The 19,336-nt window shown below is 66.3% G+C and carries 15 protein-coding genes; 9 read left to right on the top strand and 6 right to left on the bottom strand.

The features are described from left to right. Window positions 1–2: 2 nt before the first annotated feature. From E6J58_08855 to E6J58_08825, 7 genes are all read left to right on the top strand, one after another. A complete protein-coding gene (locus E6J58_08855; GenBank protein ID TMB38341.1) occupies window positions 3–1,343 on the top strand; it encodes an ABC transporter substrate-binding protein in 1,341 nt (446 codons plus the stop codon). Between the two features lie 3 nt (window positions 1,344–1,346). Further along, window positions 1,347–2,225, top strand: a complete 879-nt coding sequence (locus E6J58_08850) for a branched-chain amino acid ABC transporter permease (protein TMB38340.1) — start codon at window positions 1,347–1,349, stop codon at window positions 2,223–2,225. Further along, window positions 2,222–3,160 carry a branched-chain amino acid ABC transporter permease gene (locus E6J58_08845; protein ID TMB38339.1) on the top strand — a complete coding sequence of 313 codons (939 nt, stop codon included), beginning with the start codon at window positions 2,222–2,224 and terminating at the stop codon, window positions 3,158–3,160. The genes E6J58_08850 and E6J58_08845 overlap by 4 nt, the downstream gene beginning before the upstream one ends. Further along, on the top strand, window positions 3,157–3,924 hold the full coding sequence (locus E6J58_08840) for a 3-hydroxybutyrate dehydrogenase (GenBank protein ID TMB38338.1): 768 nt from the start codon (window positions 3,157–3,159) through the stop codon (window positions 3,922–3,924). The genes E6J58_08845 and E6J58_08840 overlap by 4 nt, the downstream gene beginning before the upstream one ends. Before the next feature lie 159 nt (window positions 3,925–4,083). Further along, a complete protein-coding gene (locus E6J58_08835; GenBank protein TMB38337.1) occupies window positions 4,084–5,385 on the top strand; it encodes a hypothetical protein in 1,302 nt (433 codons plus the stop codon). A 109-nt stretch (window positions 5,386–5,494) separates the two neighbouring features. Continuing rightward, the gene (locus E6J58_08830; GenBank protein TMB38336.1) at window positions 5,495–7,249 is read left to right on the top strand and encodes a tetratricopeptide repeat protein; all 1,755 of its coding nucleotides are present in this window, start codon (window positions 5,495–5,497) and stop codon (window positions 7,247–7,249) included. A gap of 32 nt (window positions 7,250–7,281) precedes the next feature. Next, window positions 7,282–9,498 (top strand): CRTAC1 family protein, encoded by a 2,217-nt coding sequence (locus E6J58_08825; protein ID TMB38335.1) that lies wholly within the window; start codon window positions 7,282–7,284, stop codon window positions 9,496–9,498. On the opposite strand, the gene E6J58_08820 is transcribed toward E6J58_08825, so the two are convergent. The 6 genes from E6J58_08820 to E6J58_08795 form a co-directional block, all read right to left on the bottom strand. Then, on the bottom strand, window positions 9,482–12,721 hold the full coding sequence (locus tag E6J58_08820; GenBank protein TMB38334.1) for a hypothetical protein: 3,240 nt from the start codon (window positions 12,719–12,721) through the stop codon (window positions 9,482–9,484). The genes E6J58_08825 and E6J58_08820 overlap by 17 nt on opposite strands. A gap of 65 nt (window positions 12,722–12,786) precedes the next feature. Then, window positions 12,787–14,328, bottom strand: coding sequence for a hypothetical protein (locus E6J58_08815; GenBank protein TMB38333.1), 1,542 nt, complete (start codon window positions 14,326–14,328; stop codon window positions 12,787–12,789). A 95-nt stretch (window positions 14,329–14,423) separates the two neighbouring features. Further along, window positions 14,424–15,722: a hypothetical protein gene (locus tag E6J58_08810; protein ID TMB38332.1), complete on the bottom strand. Its 1,299-nt coding sequence runs from the start codon at window positions 15,720–15,722 to the stop codon at window positions 14,424–14,426. Next, window positions 15,710–17,176, bottom strand: coding sequence for a hypothetical protein (locus E6J58_08805; protein ID TMB38331.1), 1,467 nt, complete (start codon window positions 17,174–17,176; stop codon window positions 15,710–15,712). The genes E6J58_08810 and E6J58_08805 overlap by 13 nt, the downstream gene beginning before the upstream one ends. 11 nt (window positions 17,177–17,187) lie before the next feature. Further along, entirely contained in the window at window positions 17,188–17,664 is a 477-nt protein-coding gene (locus tag E6J58_08800; GenBank protein TMB38330.1) for a FixH family protein, read from the bottom strand. Between the two features lie 309 nt (window positions 17,665–17,973). After that, a complete protein-coding gene (locus E6J58_08795) occupies window positions 17,974–18,522 on the bottom strand; it encodes a hypothetical protein (GenBank protein ID TMB38329.1) in 549 nt (182 codons plus the stop codon). 14 nt (window positions 18,523–18,536) lie between these two features. Between E6J58_08795 and E6J58_08790 the strand changes: the two genes are divergently transcribed. Both E6J58_08790 and E6J58_08785 read left to right on the top strand, forming a co-directional pair. Next, window positions 18,537–18,686 (top strand): DUF2890 domain-containing protein, encoded by a 150-nt coding sequence (locus E6J58_08790; protein TMB38328.1) that lies wholly within the window; start codon window positions 18,537–18,539, stop codon window positions 18,684–18,686. A 132-nt stretch (window positions 18,687–18,818) separates the two neighbouring features. After that, window positions 18,819–19,328, top strand: a complete 510-nt coding sequence (locus E6J58_08785) for a YceI family protein (GenBank protein TMB38327.1) — start codon at window positions 18,819–18,821, stop codon at window positions 19,326–19,328. The last annotated feature ends 8 nt before the right edge of the window (window positions 19,329–19,336 follow it).

Here is a 19,336-nt window from a genome sequence, read left to right as displayed (position 1 = left end):
CCATGAACGCACGCATCGCAATGCTGTTGGTCCTCGCGCTGCCCCTGGCCGCGCGCGCCGAGTTCACCGGGAAGGTGATCAAGATCGGCGTCCTCAACGATCAGTCGGGCCTGTACGCCGATCTCGCCGGACAGGGCTCGGTGACCGCGGCGAAGATGGCGGCGGAAGAGATGGGCGGAAAGATCGGCGACGCCAACATCGAAGTGATCTTCGCCGACCACCAGAACAAGCCGGACGTCGGCTCGAACATCGCGCGCCAGTGGATCGACGTGGACGGCGTGGACGTGATCGTCGACGTCCCCACCTCGTCCGTCGCGCTAGCCGTCGCGCAGGTGGTGAAGGACAAGAACAAGGTCTTCCTCGCCTCCGGGCCCGCCACCAGCGACCTGACGGGCAAGGCGTGCACGCCGAACACCGTGCACTGGACCTACGACACGTATGCCCTCGCCCACACCACCGGGACCGCGGAGGTGCAGTCCGGCGGGGATACCTGGTTCTTCCTCACCGCCGACTACGCCTTCGGCCAGGCGCTGGAGCGGGACACGACCGCCGTAGTCACGGCGGCGGGCGGCAAGGTGGTCGGCGGCGTCAAGCACCCGCTCAACACCACCGACTTCTCCTCGTTCCTGCTGCAGGCGCAGTCGTCGAAGGCCAAGGTGATCGGCCTCGCCAACGCCGGCGGCGATACCATCAACTCCATCAAGGCGGCGTCCGAATTCGGCATCGTGAAAGGCGGCCAGCGACTCGCGGGCCTGCTGGTCTTCGTCACTGACGTGCACGCGCTCGGGCTGCAGACCGCGCAGGGGCTCTTGCTTTCGGAGAGCTTCTACTGGGACCGCGACGACAAGACGCGCGCCTGGTCGAAGAAGTGGGCAGACCGGATGGGCGGGAAGATGCCGTCGATGGTGCAGGCGGGAGTGTATGCGTCGGTGCTTCATTACCTGAAGGCACTGAAGGCGTTGAAGAGCGATGCGGATGGGAAGAAAGTGGTCGAGCAGATGAAGAAGTTGCCGACGGACGATCCGGCGTTCGGCAAGGGCACGATTCGCGCCGACGGGCGGAAGATGCACCCCATGTACCTGTACGAGGTGAAGAAGCCGTCGGAGTCGAAGGGCGCTTGGGATTACTACAAGCTGAAGAAGGAAGTGCCGGCGGAGCAGGCGTTCCGGCCGCTGAATGCGGGGGAGTGCTCGCTGGTCAGCGCCAGCGGCAAGGCCAGCGCCGCGGCCGCCGGTGCAGCCAGCGGCGCAGTCGATGCCGGCGCAGTCGATGCCGGCGCAGTCGATGCCGGCGCAGCCGATGCCGGCGCAGCCAGCCGCGCAGTCGATGCCGGCGTGAAGTGATCGATGGTCGCGGTCCCCGTCCAGGCCCTGTTCGGGCAGCTGCTGATCGGGCTGATCAACGGCTCGTTCTACGCGCTGCTCTCGCTGGGCCTGGCGATCATCTTCGGCCTTCTGAACGTGATCAATTTCTGCCACGGCGCCCTCTACATGCTGGGGGCGTTCGTGGCCTGGGGACTTCTGGAAAAGGCCGGTATCGGGTACTGGCCGGCGCTGATCCTCGCGCCGCTCGCGGTGGGAATGCTCGGCGTCGTCATCGAACGGACGATGCTCCGGCGGATCGCCAGGCTCGATCCGCTTTACGGGCTTCTCCTTACCTTTGGGATTGCGCTGATCCTCCAGGGCGTCTTCAGCAACTGGTTCGGTTCCAGCGGGATGCCGTACGAGATGCCGCGGCAGCTCCAGGGAGGGCAGGCCCTCGGGTTCATGTTCCTGCCGAACTACCGCGTCTGGGTGATCGGCGTCTCGCTGATTCTCTGCGTCGGGACCTGGGCGATCACCGAGGGGACGAGGCTCGGCTCCTGGCTCCGCGCGGCGACCGAGAACGCGGCGCTGGTCAGTGCCTTCGGCATCAACGTTCCGCGGATGATCACCATCACGTACGCCCTCGGCGTGGCGCTTGCCGCGTTCGCCGGCGTACTGGCCGCGCCGATCTACCGGGTGAGCCCGCTGATGGGGTCCGACCTGATCATCGTCGTGTTCGCGGTGGTGGTGATCGGCGGAATGGGCTCCATCCTCGGCTCAATCGTCACCGGCTTCACCCTCGGCATCCTCGAGGGCCTGACCAAGGTCTTCTATCCGGAGGCGTCGAACACCGTCATCTTCGTGGTCATGGCCGTCGTGCTGCTGGTGCGGCCGGCGGGCCTGTTCGGGAAGCAGGCATGACGGAAGCGGTCGTCCAGCGCATCGAGACCCGCGCCGTCTCCCAGCGGATCCCCATCGCCATCCTGGTGGCGGCGGTGATCGCGGCGCCGTGGGTCGTCTATCCGTTCTTCGCGATGAAGGTCCTCTGCTTTGCGCTCTTCGCCTGCGCCTTCAACCTGCTCATCGGATACGTCGGCCTGCTTTCCTTCGGCCACGCGCTGTTCTTCGGCGGCGCGAGCTACGCCAGCGCCCACGCGGCGCTGGCCTGGGGATGGCCTCCCGAGCTGGCCATCCTCTTCTCGGTGGTGGTGGGCGCCGCGCTGGGGCTCGTCGTCGGCCTCATCGCCATCCGGCGGCAGGGGATCTACTTCTCCATGATCACGCTCGCGCTGGCGCAGATGTTCTACTTCTACTGCCTGCGAGCGGAGTTCACCGGCGGCGAGAACGGCATCCAGGGCGTCCCGCGCGGCCACCTCGAGAACAAGTACTTCATGTACTACTTCGTGGCGGCGATCTTCGTCGCCGGCTTTGCGCTGATCTACCGGATCATCCATTCGCCCTTCGGGCAGGTGCTGAAGGCCGTCCGCGAGAACGAGCCGCGGGCGATCTCCCTCGGCTACAAGACCGACCAGTACAAGGTGATCGCCTTCGTGCTCTCCGCGGCCCTGGCAGCGCTGGCCGGAGGGACCAAGGCCATCGTCTTCCAGCTCGCCTCGCTCACCGACGTGCATTGGGGGATGAGCGGCGAAGTGATCCTGATGACGCTGATCGGCGGGATGGGGACCATCTTCGGCCCCATAGCCGGGGCAGTGATCTTCATGGCGCTGGAGAACTATCTGGCGCAGCTCGGGTCCTGGGTGACGGTGACCGAGGGCGCGATCTTCGTCATTTGCGTGCTGGCGTTCCGGCGCGGCATCTTCGGAGAGCTGTCGCGCGTGCTCAAGAGGCCCTTATGAGACTGGAAGGCAAGGTCGCCATCGTCACCGGCGCGGCGAGCGGGTTGGGCCGCGCCATCGCCGAACGGTTCCTCAAGGAGGGCGCCCGCGTCGCCATCGCCGACGTGAAGGGCGCGGAGCAGACGGCGGAAGCGCTGGGTGCCAACGCCATGGGCGTCTCCATGGACGTCACCAACGAAAAACAGGTCGACGAGGGCATCGCGCAGGTCGCCGCAAGGTTCTCCGGAGTCGACGTGCTCGTCTCCAACGCCGGCGTGCAGCACATTTCCGCGCTCGTAGACCTGCAGCTTTCCGACTGGCGTCGGATGCTGGCCATCCATCTCGACGGGGCGTTCCTCACCACACGCGCCTGCATGCGCCGGATGCGCGATCAGCGCCGCGGCGGCGCGATCATCTATATGGGGTCCGTCCACTCCAAAGAGGCATCCCCGCTGAAGGCGCCCTACATCGCGGCGAAGCACGGAATCATCGGGCTGTGCAAGTCCGTCGCCAAGGAGGGCGCCGCGTTCGGGATCCGCGCGAACACGATCTGCCCGGGCTTCGTTCGCACCCCGCTGGTTGAAAAGCAAATCCCTGAACAAGCAAAGGAATTAGGCATCACCGAACAGGAAGTGATCAAAAACGTGATGCTCAAGACGACGGTCGACGGCGAGTTCACGACGTTGGCGGACGTCGCCGAGGTGGCGCTCTTCTTCGCCGCCTTCCCCTCGAACGCCCTGACGGGCCAGTCCGTGATCGTCAGCCACGGCTGGCACATGGAGTAGCCGCTCGCGTCAGAGGACTGTGCGCGCCGGGTATTTGCAAAAACGCGGTCGTTTTTCGTAGAGTGGCGCCGCAGCTCGCAGCTTTCCTCACGTAGCGCCCGCCTCACGTAGCGCCCCGCCTCTTCGTTGAGCAGCCGAAACCGACGGAAAGGATCGCCGATGAAGGCCACCCTGAAAGCTGTTCTTGCAACTTCTCTCCTGCTCGCGCCGGCCGCGTTCGCGACCAAAGTTCCGATTCCGATCGAAGGCGCGACCCTCAACATCAGCGTGCAGGTCCAGACCCAGGCGCTCATCAATGAAAACGGCGCTCCGAGCGGGAAAGATCCTAGCTACGACATCTACGTGCGCCGCACTCGCCTTCTGGCGAACGGCGATATCAATCAGAACTTCAGCTATTTGATTCAGGTCGACAACGCGAACTTCGGCAAGTTCGGCAACTTCACTGGCCGCGCCATCGTCCAGGATGCGTGGATCGGCTGGGCACCGACAGGGATCACCGGCGGCAACGTCCTCTACATCGACGCCGGCTTGCTGCTGATCCCCATCTCGCATCACCTGCTCGAGAGCACGACGAACTTCATCACCGCCGACGTGCACACCGACGAATTCCGCTTCCCGGGCAACGGCTTCCCCGCTTTGCGCGACACCGGCGTGCAGGTGCGCGGATGGTGGCTGGACAAGAAGATCGGGTTCCGGGGCGGGGTCTACGAGGGATATGCACCGGTCCTGCAGGCGGCGCCTCCTCTTGGCGCCGGCGCAGCGGGTCAGTGCTCGGCGACAGGAGCCGGATGCATCACTCCGAAGCGGTATCCGCAGTTCGCGGGTTTCATCAACTTCGACATCATCGGTTCGGAAGAAGGCGGCTGGTTGTACGGCGCGTACAAGTGGGCGAAAGACCCCGTTCTCAGTGTCGGTTTTTCGGGCATCTATCAGGCGCAGGCCATCCGGAACACGGGAATCAGCGCAACTGGCGACATCGTCAACCAGCGTCTGGCTTCGGCCGACGTGTACCTGAACTTCCCGCAGAGCGAGGCGGCGGAGCTCGTCGTCGAGGCCGTGGGCTACCTGAACGGGAACGGGAGCGGCAATACGAATACGGGCACCGGCTTCTTCGTCGACGCCGGATACCGTTTCGGCTTCATCGCGCCATACGCGTCGTTCAGCTACTTCCAGACATCGACCGACTGCAACGGGATGACACTCACCACCGCGCAGCGAAATACCTGCAACGCGAGCGTGGACCTCGGTAACAGCCGCAACTTCAAGGCGGGCCTGAACTTCTTCTTCAACAAGAACCTGAATCACCTGAACCTCGAGTTCCAGTCGAACCACGGCGTGTCCGGCTATGGCCCGCAAAGCATCACCGCAGGGAACGCGGGTTACGTCCCAAGCGGGATCACCAACAGCCTGCGGGTGTCCGCGCAGAAGTCGTTCCTGGCGCACTGGGCGGTGCTCTTCTAGGCGCTGCCGCGCGAAGGCGCGGCTTTGCGCCTACGCTTTGGACTCTGCCGATTGAACGGGCCGCGGGCACATCGCTCGCGGCCCTTTTTTCGTGCGAAGCTGACGGGCAATGCGCCGCGGCATCTTTCGCCGTTCGAGGCCTGGTTGGTGGATCGCGCTCGGCGCCGCCATGGTGGCCGCGGTTTGCGCCCCTCGGGTCTGGCGATCCCGATTCGTGACGCAGCGCCGGGCAGCGCGCGAGCTCGGTCAGGCGCGCCTGTCCGTGGCGTCGCGCGATTTCGACCGCGCGCGCGTCCGGTTCCGCGCCGCGCTGCGGCTGGAACCGTTTCAGGCCACCGCCCGGCACGAGCTTGCGGACATGGAGCTCGGCCTCGGCAACTGGGAGCTTGCGTTCCTCGAGCTGGAATCGCAGACGGCGGCGCACCCCGAAGACGCCCGCGCCTTCACCCGCCTCGCGGAGCTGATGCTCAGGGCCGGAATGCTCGAGGCGCCGGAAGCGGCGCTGGACCGCGCGGTCAGTCTCGCGCCGAATCGCGCCGACGCGCGGTCGCTCCGTGCGGACATCCGCTTCCGTCTCGGAAGATATTCGGGGGCCCTCGCCGATGCGCAGGCCGCGGTGGCCACCGCGCCCAAGGATTCCACCTCCTGGCGGCTGCTCATCCGCACCACCGCCCGATCCCGCGGAATGGACGCAGCCACCGAAGCTGCCCGACGGGCCACGGAGAGCATCGGAAACGATGCGGGGTTTCTGCAGGCGGTGACCGACCGCGGGCCGGAACCCGCGCCGCCGCGGCGGCTCCGCGCTGACGCGCAGATCGATTTCGGGACGGTCGGCGCGTGGATGCGAGAGCACTGGCCGGGCCGGCTGGCGCAGCAGCGGGAGGCGTTGGAACAGCAGCTCGCGCAGCGAAACTGGGCCGAGGCGGAACGCGTCGTGGAATCTGCCCGTCGTGCATGGCCGGACACGGAGTTTCCTCCCTTCCTGGCGGGGATTCTCGCCCTGGCGCGCGACGACGACGTCGGGGCCGAGAAGCAGCTCTCGGAAGCTCTCGCGATGGCGCCGCGGTTCCCCACCTTCCTCGCCGCTCTCGCCAGGACGTGGGCTCGCAAGAGCGGCGCGTCAGGAGCGGGTGAACGCCTCATGCAGCTGGCGGAAGCCGATGCAGGGCTGGCGTCCGCGCGGTACATGGCGGCGCGCGCGTACATCGAAGCGCGCGACCCCGTCCGCGCGGAGGCCGCCCTGACCAGAGGGCTCGAGCTCCAGCGGGATTCGCCCGTGCCCTACCAGCACCTGGCCGACTACTACTTCGGCGTCGATCGGGCTGCGGACGCGTTGGCCATCTGTCAACGAGGAATAGAGAAGTTTCCGGAGGCCGTAGATCTGGAATTGATGCTTGCGCAGATCAGCGCTGCCGTCCGCAGGCCCGATGAAGCGATCGGAGCGTACGACGCTGCCCTTTCCGGGAGGCCGGACCTGGATCTAGCCCGGTACAAACTCGGCGTGTTGCTTGCGTCGGGGGAGAGCACCGGCAATTGGCGACCGAAATTGCTCGAGGTCGCTCGCGAGCTCGCCGGCGACAGGCCGTCGGATCCCCTGCTGCTGGATGCCCTCGGCTGGATCCTCTTTCGCGCCAACAACCAGCTCCCGCGCGGACGCGAGCTCCTCGAAGCGGCGGTCAAAGGCGCCCCGGAAGAGCCGAGCCCGCATTTCCATCTCGCGGTCGTCTACACGCAGCAGCGCAAGACGGATGCGGCGGAGCGGGAGCTGAAGGCGGCGCTCGGCTCCGAGCGTCCGTTTCCGGAGCGGCTGGACGCCCTGCGTCTGATGCGGGAGAACAGTACTTTGGCCACCCCGAAGCGCTGAGCGCCGATGCAGAGCCCGAAGGACAATCCGTCGTGAAGACCCGCTCGCTCATCGCGATCGCGGCGGCGGCGGTCGCGGCGATCGGCGCCGTCGTAGCGCTCAAGCGGCCTCGCCCGCGGTTCGACATGCCGGCAACGCTCGCCGCCCTCGCCGACCGCGAAGGCGTCTGGGACAACCAGTGGAACCGGCACGACGAGAAGATCGCGGATCTCGCGACAGCGCTCAAGACCGAGGGCGATCCTCCCAAGCGCTTCGAGCTCAAGCGCGAGATGGCCCGGCAATACCTCTACGCGGACAAACCGGAAGGGGCCCTGACCGTCCTCGAGCAGTTGCGGAACGAGATCGAACCGTCATGGCCGGCGGCCGCCGTGGAAGCGGTGAAAGCCGACCTCGCGTTCGCATACTTCCGGCTGGGCGAAGTGCAGAATTGCTCTTCGGATCACAACCCCGACTCGTGTCTCTTTCCCATCCGCGACAGGGGCGTCCACCGGTACCGGCTCGGCGCATCGGAAGCGGCGAGGCTCTACACCGAGCTGCTTTCGGACGCGCACACGGATCCCGAGAACGCCCTCTCCTATCGCTGGCTGCTGAACATCAGCTACATGACCCTGGGTCAATACCCGGAAAAGGTCCCCGCGAAGTGGCTGATTCCGCCCGGGACGTTCAACTCCGACGCAGACGTCGGTCGCTTCCGCGACGTCGCCGCCGAGAAAGGCGTGAAGGAGTTCGGGCAAGCCGGAGGCGTGATCCTCGAAGACTTCGACAACGACGGCCACCTCGATCTGATGATCTCGCACATGGGAGTGCGCGATCAGATGCAGTACTTCCACAACAACGGCGACGGTACGTTCACGCGGATGACCGAGCAGGCCGGCCTCAAGGGCATCGTCGGCGGCCTGAACATGCTGCAGGCCGACTACGACAACGACGGATGCATCGACGTCCTGGTGCTGCGCGGCGCATGGCTGCACGACCATGGCCGGTTCCCCAATTCGCTGCTGCACAACAACTGCGACGGCACCTTCACCGACGTCACCGCAAAGGCCGGCGTGCTCAGCGCGATGCCGACGCAGGCGGCGGCGTGGGCGGACGTCAACAATGACGGCTATCTCGATCTCTTCATCGGGAACGAAGTGGACCGGCAGAAGGTGCAATGGCCCGCGGAAACGAAGAACTTCGAGCTGTTCCTCAACAACCGCGACGGGACCTTCACCGACGTCGGGCCGGCGTCGGGGATCGAGCTCGAAGGCATGGTCAAGGCGGCGGCGTTCGGCGACTACGACAACGATGGATGGCCGGATCTCTACGTCTCCATACTGGGGCGACCGAATCGCCTCTTCCGCAATCTGGGAGGGAGTCGCGGAGGAGTGCCGAAGTTCGCCGACGTGACCGCAAAGGCGGGCGTCGCCGAGCCGATCACCAGCTTCACCTGCTGGTTCTTCGATTATGACAACGACGGTTGGCCGGACATCTTCGTTTCCGGATACCTGGCCACGCTGCCGAACATCGTCCGGGAGGTGCTCGGCGACAAAGCGCACGCTCAGGGAGAGCGCCCGCGGCTCTACCACAACAACCATGACGGGACGTTCACCGACGTTTCGCGCGAGGCGCGGCTCGACCAGCTGCTGTTGACCATGGGCGCGAACTACGGCGACCTCGACAACGACGGCTACCTGGATCTCTACCTGGGCACGGGGGCGCCGCCGCTGATCACGCTGGTGCCGAACCGGATGTTCCGCAATGCCTCTGGCCGCTACTTCGAGGACGTCACCACTTCGGGCGGTTTCGGCAGCCTGCAGAAGGGGCATGGAGTCGCGTTCGGGGACATCGACCACAGCGGCAACCAGGACGTGGTCGAGGAGATGGGCGGGGCCTTCACGTCCGACAAGTTCTGGACTGCCATCTACAAGAATCCAGGACACGGCAACCACTGGGTGAAGCTGCGGCTGACCGGCGTCCAGGCGAATCGGTTCGCGGTGGGAGCGCGGATCCGGGCCGTCGTCGAAGACGCCGGCAAGCGGCGTGAGATCTTCTACACGGTCGGCAGCGGCGGCAGCTTCGGCGCGCAGAGCCTGCGTCCCCATATCGGGCTGGGGCGCGCGACGGTCATCGAGCTGCTGGAGATCCGCTGGCCCGGCAGCGGCCTCGTGCAGCAATTCCAGGGACTCGCCGTGGACTCGACGTACGACATCCGCGAAGGCCAGCAGCCGGTGAAGGTGCCCGAGCCGCCGCTCAGGGCTTCGCGATAGCCGCCGTGGCGTTCGCGTCAGGCAACCGGACCAGCGTGTAGCGCGCGGAACCGAAGCTGCCTTCCGCGGCGGAAGAGTCGCCGTCCGGCCAGGTCACCTTGATCGACGCCACTGCGGGCCAGTCGCCGAGGCCGAAGAAGGCGACGGGGGCGTCGTACGACGCATAGCCGCCGCTTCCCTTCACCTCGCGCACCTGCCGGCGGCCGTCGGGCGAGCGGATCTCGACGCGGGCGCCGATGGCGTACCGGTTCTGCGAGCGGCGGTCGTCGAGGGCGACCTGGAATCCCGGCCGTTTGGCGCCGTTGTTGCGCCAGACCACCGGCGTGAGCTGGAAGGGATGCGTGATGATGTCGAGCGCCCCGTTCACGTTCAGATCCACGTAGACCGAAGACCCGGTGGGAACGTGGTCCTCGAGGCCGAAGGCCTTCGTCTCGTCCTTGAAGGTCTTTCCCTGCTGGTTCCTGTAGAACGTCGCCGAAGCGCTTCCGGGCCGCAGGCGCGAGCCTTGGACGACGTAGAGATCCTGCCAGGTGTCGTTGTCGAGATCCGCGAACCGCGCGTTCCAGCTCCAGCCTCCGAATTCCGCGTGCCATTCGCCGGTGACGTCGCGGAACCCGTTTCCTGAGGGCGCGTAGAGCAGATTGGTGTGCTTCACCGAGGGCAGCTCGTCCGCATAGATCACGTCCGACTGCTCGTGATCCATCTCGCTGCGCGCGATGGTGCCGCAGACGTCGTGCAGCGTGGTGAAGTCCGCGGGGATCTTCTCGCACTGCTCCAGCACCTTCGCCTTGTCGCCGCCGAGGGCCGGCAGCCGCACGAGCACATTGAACCAGTGGTGCGCGGTGACCACGCAGTCGCGCTGCTGCAGCGGGTCGGCCAGCTGCAGGCAGGGCTCGATGTCGTTGTGGTTGCGGGCATCGATGGAGGCGAGCTGGAAGCGCGCGGAGGCATCGCACCGCGAGCGCTCCGCGATATCGGGATAGACGTCGCAGCTGCCCACCGGAGCCGCCAGCGCCTTCGCCATCTGGCTGACCGTCCCCATGGCGATCTGCGCGATGTACAGCTCGTCGCGGCCGTCGTTGTCCAGGTCGGCGGTATCCGCGGACATGGTGGTGGTCGTCGAGCGCGGGATCGGGCTCTGGGCCGCCTTGATGGGACGGAGCGTCCCGCGATCGTTCAAATAGATGCGGTCGGGCTCGTCGAAGTCGTTGCCGACGAACAGGTCCGGCCACCCGTCGCCGTTCAGATCGGTGAAGAGAAGCGTGAGCGTATCGCCTTCCGGACCGGCGAGCGCCTCCGGCTCGAAGCGGCCCTCGCCGCGGTTGTGCCAGAGGCGGTTCACCGCCGGCGCGGGATAGAAGAAGCGCGGCTGCGAGGTGCTGGCGCCGGTGACGATGTCCAGACGGCCCTTGCGGTCGACGTCGGCGAAGGCCACCGCGGTGACGGCCGTCTCGTCGAATCGCGGAAGCTCGACGTGCGCCGCGCCGGAGAACGACCCGCCGCGGTTGTAGAGGATGTGGCAGCCGTGCTTCCAGGTGCAGAAGAAGAGATCCAGGGCGCGGTCGCCGTCGAGATCGACGAGGGCGACGACGGAGACGATCCATTCCTTCATCGGCGGAAAATCGATCTGCTGCAGGGCGAACCGGCCGCCGACATTGGCGTAGAGCTGGACGCCGAAGTGGGTGCCGACCACCACGTCGGGCCACCCGTCGCCGTTCACGTCGCCCGCGGCCAGGCCGCCGAGGTGCATCGGGCCGGGCTCCATCAGCTGATAGGGGCGCGGCAGCGGAAGGCGCTCGAATCCCAGATCCGCCCCTTCGATGCGCGTGAAGGGCTTGCCGCCCGCTTTCGCTCCGCGCGGCAAGAACGGCGCGCTCCAGAGCTCGACGGAGCGGTCGCCGCCCACACGCCTCGGTTGCGGCAGCGCCGGCGCCAGCCCGCGCAGCTCCGCGCTCGTCCGGCCCGTGGGCAGGATCAGCGGCGCGGGCTTCGGCGCGGGAACGCGGTCGAGAAATGCGGCGGCGGCAGCGATGGTGCGCAGGTCGTGCCAGCGGTTGAAGAGGGCGGCGCCAGATCCGGCCGCGATGCCGAGGACGAGGACCGCCACGCCCGCGAGCGCGGCGATCCTCCAGGAGAGCGTCGTCCCGATCAGGCTCGCCGGGTAGACGCTGTAGATCCCCAGCGTGACGAGCAGCGTGGCGACCACGTACATGGGGACGCCGGCGTTCCAGAGCACCGCGCAGACGACGACGTCGAAGGCGATGGGGATGGGCAGCAACGTCCCGAACGCGGCGACGATGAGAATGACCGTCGCGTTCGCGAAGAGGCCGTCCACCTGCGCGATCTCGGCGACTCGCGTCCAAGGCAAAAGCTCGACGAGAGCGGCGCCGAAGAGCCCCGCGAGGATCATGAGGGGTAGCGAGATGAGGATGACGGTGAGGAGGTTTTTTGCGTACCGGATCACCACCCAGGGAACGGCGTGGAACACGGTCCTGGGCGCGTCGCCGGCGGGAGTCAGCAGCGACTGCGACAGGCGGGCGAACCCCGATTGGAACCACTGGAAGACGCGGAGGCCGGGAACGCGCGCGGGCTCCTCGACGGGCTTGCGCCATCCCGGCAGGTCCGCCTTGCGCGACAGATACGGAACGACCACCAGCACCATCACCAGCGCGGTGGCGACCTTGAGCGCCGCCAAGTACCAGGGAAAGAGCGTCAGCAGCATCCCCAGCACGATCACGTTGAAGCTGGGTGACGCGAACATGGCCGCGAGCGCCACCTCGACGCGGCTGCCGCCTTTGAGCATCGCCTGGCCGATGGGCGCGGCGCAGTTGACGCAGACGCCGAGCGGCGCGCCAACCAGCATTCCCTGCACCGCGCCAGCCAGCTTGCCGCCCCGCGGTCGCGGCAGGAGCGGGATCAATGTCAACAGGCCGGCGGCCAGCAGCAGGCCGAACGTCATCCCCTGCTTGTTGGTGACGCCCCACTCGGCCGCGACCCAGAGGATGCGCTTGAACTTCTCGTCCGCGCGGGGCTCGGGAAAGTGGCCCTCGAACCCGAGCGGGGTGGAGAGCGCTTCATCCGGATCCGCGCCGGCCTTGCTCTGCAGGGATGGATAGCGCGACCCGAGCCAGAAGATGGCGCACATCGTCGCGATGATCGCGAAGGTGAGAACGATGCGCGCATCGAGGCGGCGGACGCGAGAAGCTGCGGGCGCGACGGTCATCGATGAGCCCCCGGCGGTGCGCGCGGAACGGATCCCGATGAGGTACCGCCGGGTTCAGAGGAGAGTCAACTCCGTGAGGCCCGCGCCCTGCGTCGTCGCAGGATCTCCATCACGGCAAGGACCAGCATGCCGCCGAGCGAGCCGTCCGCGCTCGCGCATCCGCTGCCGCTCGTGGCCCTCGCGTTGGCATCGAGCTTGACCACCATGAACCCGTTGTCCTGGCTCGTCGTCCAGAGGTCGCCAGTGGTCATCCCCCGGTCCTTGGGGAAGCTCGGCTTCGAGGAGGCCCAGTCGATCGGCCGGTCGAAGTTCGCCGCCTGGCCACTTGCGTACTGCGATCCCGGCAGCACTTTGGTGCCCTGGGCTGGTGGCTTGTAGTAGCCGATCTCGCGGATGGCCTTCACGTTGCTGATGTCGAAGATCCGCAGGCCCGCGGCGAAGCAGTTGCACGCCAGCGTCTTCGCGTCGTCGGGGTCGTCTACGGCGCAGTAATGGCATGAGTAACCGAACGTCTGCGTCGGTCCGCTGGTCATCTTCAGGGCGAGGCTCTGCTGACAGGACGCCACGTCCGCCACGTCCATCTGGACGCTGGCAGCGAGCTTCGGGTTCTTCGGGTCGCTGATGTCGAGGATATGCGGATAGCCCTGCCCAGCCTTGCCGGCCACACAGGATCCGCCGATGGACGCCACTCCGGCCTCGTCGGTGAAGACGACGTACGGCTTTCCCGCGATCGTCACCGGCAGCGCGTTCTGCGCGACGATGCTGCCGTCGTCCCAGTAAAACTGGCCGATGACCCGGATCTCCGGATTGGTCTTACGCGACTGGACGTCGCTGACGTCGAAGATGATCAGCCCGTTCTTCCCCGGTCCGAATCCGCCAATGGCGGTGACGTACGCGGTATTGCCGTCCTTGCTGAATTCGAGGTCGTGGTAGACGGGATTGAGCCCAGCAGGAGGCGTATAGGCGAGAAGCTGCTGCGGTTTGGTGGCGTCCGTCACGTCGACGGCAACGAGCGCCGCCTGGGTCTGCGCGATCGTCGTGATGTAGTAGGTCTTGCCGTCCGGGGCCCACTGGCCGGTATGGCCGAGGCTCGCCGGGATGTTCACGGACGCTTTCAGCACCGGGTGGCGGCAGTCTCCCGACACGTCGTAGACGTCGAAGCCTGGACCTGGGGAGCCGTACGTCCCCTGATCGCCAGCGAGCAGCTGGCGGGTTGCGTTGATTTTCAAGGATTCCCAGGGATCGAGCATCGCGGGTTTGTCCAGCCAGTCGGTCGCTACTGGATGGGCTGGGTCGGTCACGTCGACGACGACCGTTCCCGGGTGCGCCAGGTTGGAGCCTTTGCGCTGATCGAAGTAGGCGCAGTTCTTCCACGCGGTGAGCTGCCAGCTCGCGCCTTCGCCCTGGTACTGCCCGACCAGATCGACGTTGCAGTTGAACCCGACCTTGTTCTTGCCGCTGGTCACCTCCGCGACCGTCGTTTCACCCTGCAGACCGCTCTCCGCCTTGTCGGTCTTCCGGCAATGTGCAAGTGGGACCCCGGCGTTGGCCGCGAGGAGCGGGAACAGCAGGGCGGTACAGAAACGGGCGACGTTTGCGTTGTTCATGGAGGATGCCCTCGATGCGAGACGCTGCGGGGGACCAGTTGCGACGACGCTACCGATTCGCAAACGACGATCGCCAACCGGCCGGCCCCGCCGTGTTACCGACTCGACACCTTGGTGCGACGTTCGGCCCGCCGCCACAAAATTACAGCAAAGGCCAGTAGCGCTGGCAGATCCGCGCCCGCACTCGCGCAGTGCGAACCTCCGCCACTTCCTGATCCACCGCCGGGATTCTGACCTGCGTCTGCTCCCGATCCGATCCCAAGCACTCCCTGGATCCGCTCCCAATGCGCCTCGCAGTTTGTCTGTACCGGCGCGCAGGTGAGCGGGCCGAGAAGCTGCGTGAAGCTCATCATGGGATGGAACGTGATGCCGTTGTCGTCGCTCGTCGCAAGGCTATAGCCGTCGACGATCATGTCCGCGCAGGCGTAGATCCGGGTGGCCCCACGGCGCTGTCCGAGACATCGGAAATGCGGCCCGTCGCGCGTGGCGAAGCCGCTCGTGCCCGCCGCCTGGACGTAAAGCTTGCCGTCCCTCGTCCCGGCGTAGAGCGCGCCATCTCCGGCACGGAGGAACGCGGAGAACTGCCCATTGATCGTCAGAATCGGCGACTGGGTAAAGCTCTGCCCGCCGTTCGTGGTCACCGAGATCGAGTCCGATGGCCCGCTGAGGAGCCGCAGGTAGACGGTCTTCTCGTCGGCGGGATCGATCGCAAGGATTCGCGGCTGGGTCTGCCGCGAGACCTCGAGCGGCGTGGGTGTCCAGCTCCCGGCGGCGCCCGAGTTGGTGCTGGCGAGGAACGTCGCCGCACCTGAGGTCGAGACGGAAGTTGCGTAGACGACGCCTCTCTTCGAGCGCGCAATCTCGATGCCCGTCAGGAGATCCGCGGTGTCGTACAGATGGGGCGCATCGAACGTAATCCCGCCGTCGTGCGAGGCCACGATGTAGCTGCCGGTGCCGCTCGACAGCGTCACGATCGCGAGCACGAACGTGGCGTCGTTCGGATCGGGAAAGAAGTCCGTGACGATCTGGCCGCCTACCGACCCCGTCGAGATCGGCCAGGTGCAGGCGACGTCGCTCGAACGCGTCAGGTTGACGGAGTTCGCGAGGATCGCGCCCGCGGCAGTGACCTGGTAGAACCCGACGTTGGCTGAGGCGAGGGCCGCGTTCGATCCGGCAACGACCCACGGCTCGCAGCTATACCGCCAGGTCGCGCCGTCATCCTCCGAGACGAGCAGGCCGAAGTTAGCGCCCAACAGGATGCGATGCTGAGCGTCAGGCGGGAAGTGGATGCTGAACTCGTCGGGGAACGCTCCGTTCGCGCGCGCCGCACCTGCAGCGAGGATCGCGACGGCGGCGAGGACCCGCAGATCGAGCCGCTCAGTCAGGGGACACACTTCGAGCGCGTGGGAGCCGGGAACCTGTCCGCGGCGACGTTGATGTTGGTGTTGGTCGCGCACTTCACCGTCTGCCCCGTATTGCGATCCAGATACGTCGCCGTAGCCGTCGCAGGCGTCCACTCCAGAGCAGCGCCCACGGTAAGGTTCTTGAGCGTGTTCCGCACCGAAGGATCGAGGTCGCCGCTCCTGATCAGATCGTCGACCACCTCGAGCCCCACCGGCTCGAAGTGCACCTGCAGGGTGACCCGGTCGGGCAGCGGGATCGGAGTGCCGTCCTTGGGGAAGTAGCGGTACTTGTGCGTCTGGTAGAAGTCCGGCGAAGTGATGTCGAACGTAGGCTTTGCGGGAAGCCCGTTCGTCTCGAAGCTCGCCGCCTCCCAGAACATGTGCACTTCCTTGCCGCTGTCGTCGAACATGCAGTCGCGCAGCAGCCAGCGGTCAGGATCGCTCGCCGCCGAGGTCGACGGCGTTCCCGCCGGCACCACGCCCGTCTGGTAGATCTCCGTCGAGGCCTGATACGCGTGCAACTCGACCCAGGCGCGACGGTCCTGCTCCGATCCGCTCGGGAACGAGTGGCCCGCGGCGACGTTGTCGATGATCAGGCTGACCTGGCCGGTGTTCCCGAACTGCTGCACGCAGATGGCTGTCTGCAGTGACGTATCGAGAAGCCCCTGCACCTGCGCGTGTTGCCTTTCGGTATCAGGGAATGGCGTGAGAGCGACGTCGATCGCAGGCATCGTGTGCGCGTGCGAGCGGCGCAGCGGCGCCCCCGGTACCTGCGCCACCGGCTTCTCCACAACGCTCTGCGGCATATGACACTGGCCGCACGTCGATCCCGCGGTCGGCTGGACGAAGGCGGAGGCCTTCCATTCGCTGAAGGTGCGCTCGATGGCGGCGCCGTGGCCATTGACGATGTCGTGGCACGCGCCGCACATAGTCCCCGATTCCGCCCGGTTGCGATCAAGGTGGGGGGAGTACGCTGCACCGTGCGGGCGCCCGCTCGCGACCGGATCGCCGAATGACCCGCGCATCACGCCGTCGCTGGCGAGCTGGAGTGGGTTGTCGTGCGTGCCGGTCACGTTCTCCACGGAGTGGCAGAAGAAGCAGGTGATGCCCTTCAGGTGCGCCGGCAACTGATCGAGGTTGAGCCCGTCTTTGGTGGCGCCTTCGCGGACGGCCATGGGAGCGTGGCAGTTGACGCAGAACGTGCCGAGCTGACCGTTGGTCTCGCGCTGGCCGCGCGCGTTCATCGCCCGCATCACCGGATCATTGGAGGAGTAGGCGTGCATGCTCCCCGCCCAGTCCGTGAACTGCTCCTGGTGGCAGCCGGCGCACGCCTGCGGATCGAGCAGCTGCGCGCGAGTGAGCGTGCCTTCCTGCGAGCCACTGTGGCACGCGGAGAAGCCGGCGGCGGTCCCGATCGCGAGCGCGAGTGTGGATGCGCGACGCATGCTTCCCTCTGCTATCCCGGAACGCAGAACGTGAAGACGGCGCTATCGGTCGACGCTTGGGAAGTGAACGTGATCTGCCAGACGCCGGGCATGAAGAAGTACAAGTTGGTGACCGTGTAGTCCCCGCCACCGTTGTTGGCGACGGATGGAATGACCGCGGGCCCGTGACCGTGGTCGGGCATGAATGGCTTCGCGGCCAGCGTCAGGCTCGGGAGTGCGGTCCCATTCGCGTCGGTGACGTGGATGTTCCAGGTGTCCGTACCTCGCGCGGGGGGCGCCGGCGAAGATTGCGCGAGCGTGAACTTCATCGTCTTCGCCTGCGACTGGACCGAGACGTTCGGGGCGTAGACGAGCACGCGCGGATCATTCTGACAGTTGACCACGTCGCCAGCGTCGCCGCTGCCCGAACTCGAGCCGCCGCATGCCGCGACGCAAAGAGCGAGAGCGATGGGCCCGGGTACCGAGCGGATTGGAGCGTCAAGCTGCATGGTTCGCTCCTTTCAATTGTTCGGCGCGCCGCAGACGAGCCAGCCGACCAGTACGCTGCGCTCCTGCGCGGCCGGCTGCGGCGCGCCTGACGGAGGCATCCTGCACGAATAGACCTGCGTCAAGACCGCCTGGCGTTGCGAGAACACGCCCGAATACGTCGTCAGGTCGCGGACAGCCTCCTTGCCGCCGGGGGGGCGAGGGGCAGGTCGTGCTGAGGTTCGGACAGTCCACTAACTCCGACCCGCCACAGGCCGCAAGCAGCACCGCCGCCGATAAGATCGCTCTCCATCTCACGCATCCGCCATTCGTCATGGAACGCCGATGAAGAAGGCAGCGTGCCCGTGAGGCGAGTCCGCGGGCTCGTCGGAACAATTGTCGTGCAGGTGGAACCGTACGGTCCACTGCCCTGGGGCATCGAACTGCACCGGACCCACGACATACGTCCCACCACTTTGCTCCGTCGTCTTCTGGTTCGTGTTCGGCGCCGGATGCGTATTGTTCAGATAAACCTCGGCGAGGACGTTTGCACCCGTCGCTGCTGCGCCCGTCTCCTTGACCGTCGGCGTCACGGTGAAGTTCACGTTGGTGTTCCGCCGCACGGGCGTAGCCGTGAACTTGAGGTGGTATTTGCAGTCGTCGTCGTCGGCCTCGGCGTTGTACATCGTCTCCCCGTAATTGAGCGGTCCGGCATCGGCGCCGGCCGTCTGGCACGAAGACGCGATGTGCTGCACGCGGACGCCGCCGTCGGACTCTCTGCAGTGCACGTCCGCCGCCCCGGAAACCGGTCCTCCGGTCGGACCTTCGCTGCCGCTGCACGCGATGACGGCCGCTGCCGCGCATAGAAAGACCAGCTTCATGTTCTGTCCTCCGAATGAGAAATGCCAACCCTGCGATGCAGAGCAAGTACCCGCCCGCACTGCCCGCAGTGCGACCTGCGCGCAGGTGGAATCGAGCATCAAGTCGCGCCGCGTCACTGCAACACCATCGCAACATCGCGCGTACTGAATCAGGAGTCGTGTAGTCGACGGATCTTGCGGCCGGGCCCGGAAGGTCCTCGACCTCCGTCGGAAGCGGACGGACACGATCGCACTGCCGCTGCATCGGATGCGTTGTCGGTTGACTGATCGCCCGGCGCACTGCATGTGGATGAACCGTGCAAGGACGCGCCGCGTGGGTGACCGCTCTGCTGCTCGCCGCGGCAGAGCCGAAGATCAGCGATGCCGAAGTGCTTTTCATCGCTCATGGAAGTCTGGGCATGCGCATCGAAGGGAAGACGGCCGACCTTTCGACGGCCCGCACCGGCGACACTCTCGAGTTCATCGTCCACCTCGAGACGCTGCAGACGGGCATCGAGCTGCGCGACCGCCACATGCGGGACGACGTGTTCGAAGTGCAGCGCTTTCCAGTCGCGCGGTTACGCGTGTCGCACCCGCCGCTTCCCGGGGCGACGACATCGGGGACCGCGCTCGGCGAGCTGACGGTGCACGGGCAAACACGTCCGGTCAACGTCGCGTTCAAACTGAAACCGCGCAGCGGATACGATGTGACCGCATCGTTCCAAATGAACCTGCGCGACTACGGCATGACGGCTCCCACGTACCTGGGCATTTCGGTGAAGCCCGAGATCGATGTCTCGGCCGATTTCCATCTGGATGCGCCGTGAGGTGCGCG

This window comes from Deltaproteobacteria bacterium, assembly GCA_005879535.1.
In the GTDB taxonomy this organism is placed as follows: Bacteria; Myxococcota; Myxococcia; order Myxococcales; family 40CM-4-68-19; genus 40CM-4-68-19.
This window is presented reverse-complemented; position numbering and strand designations above follow the sequence as displayed.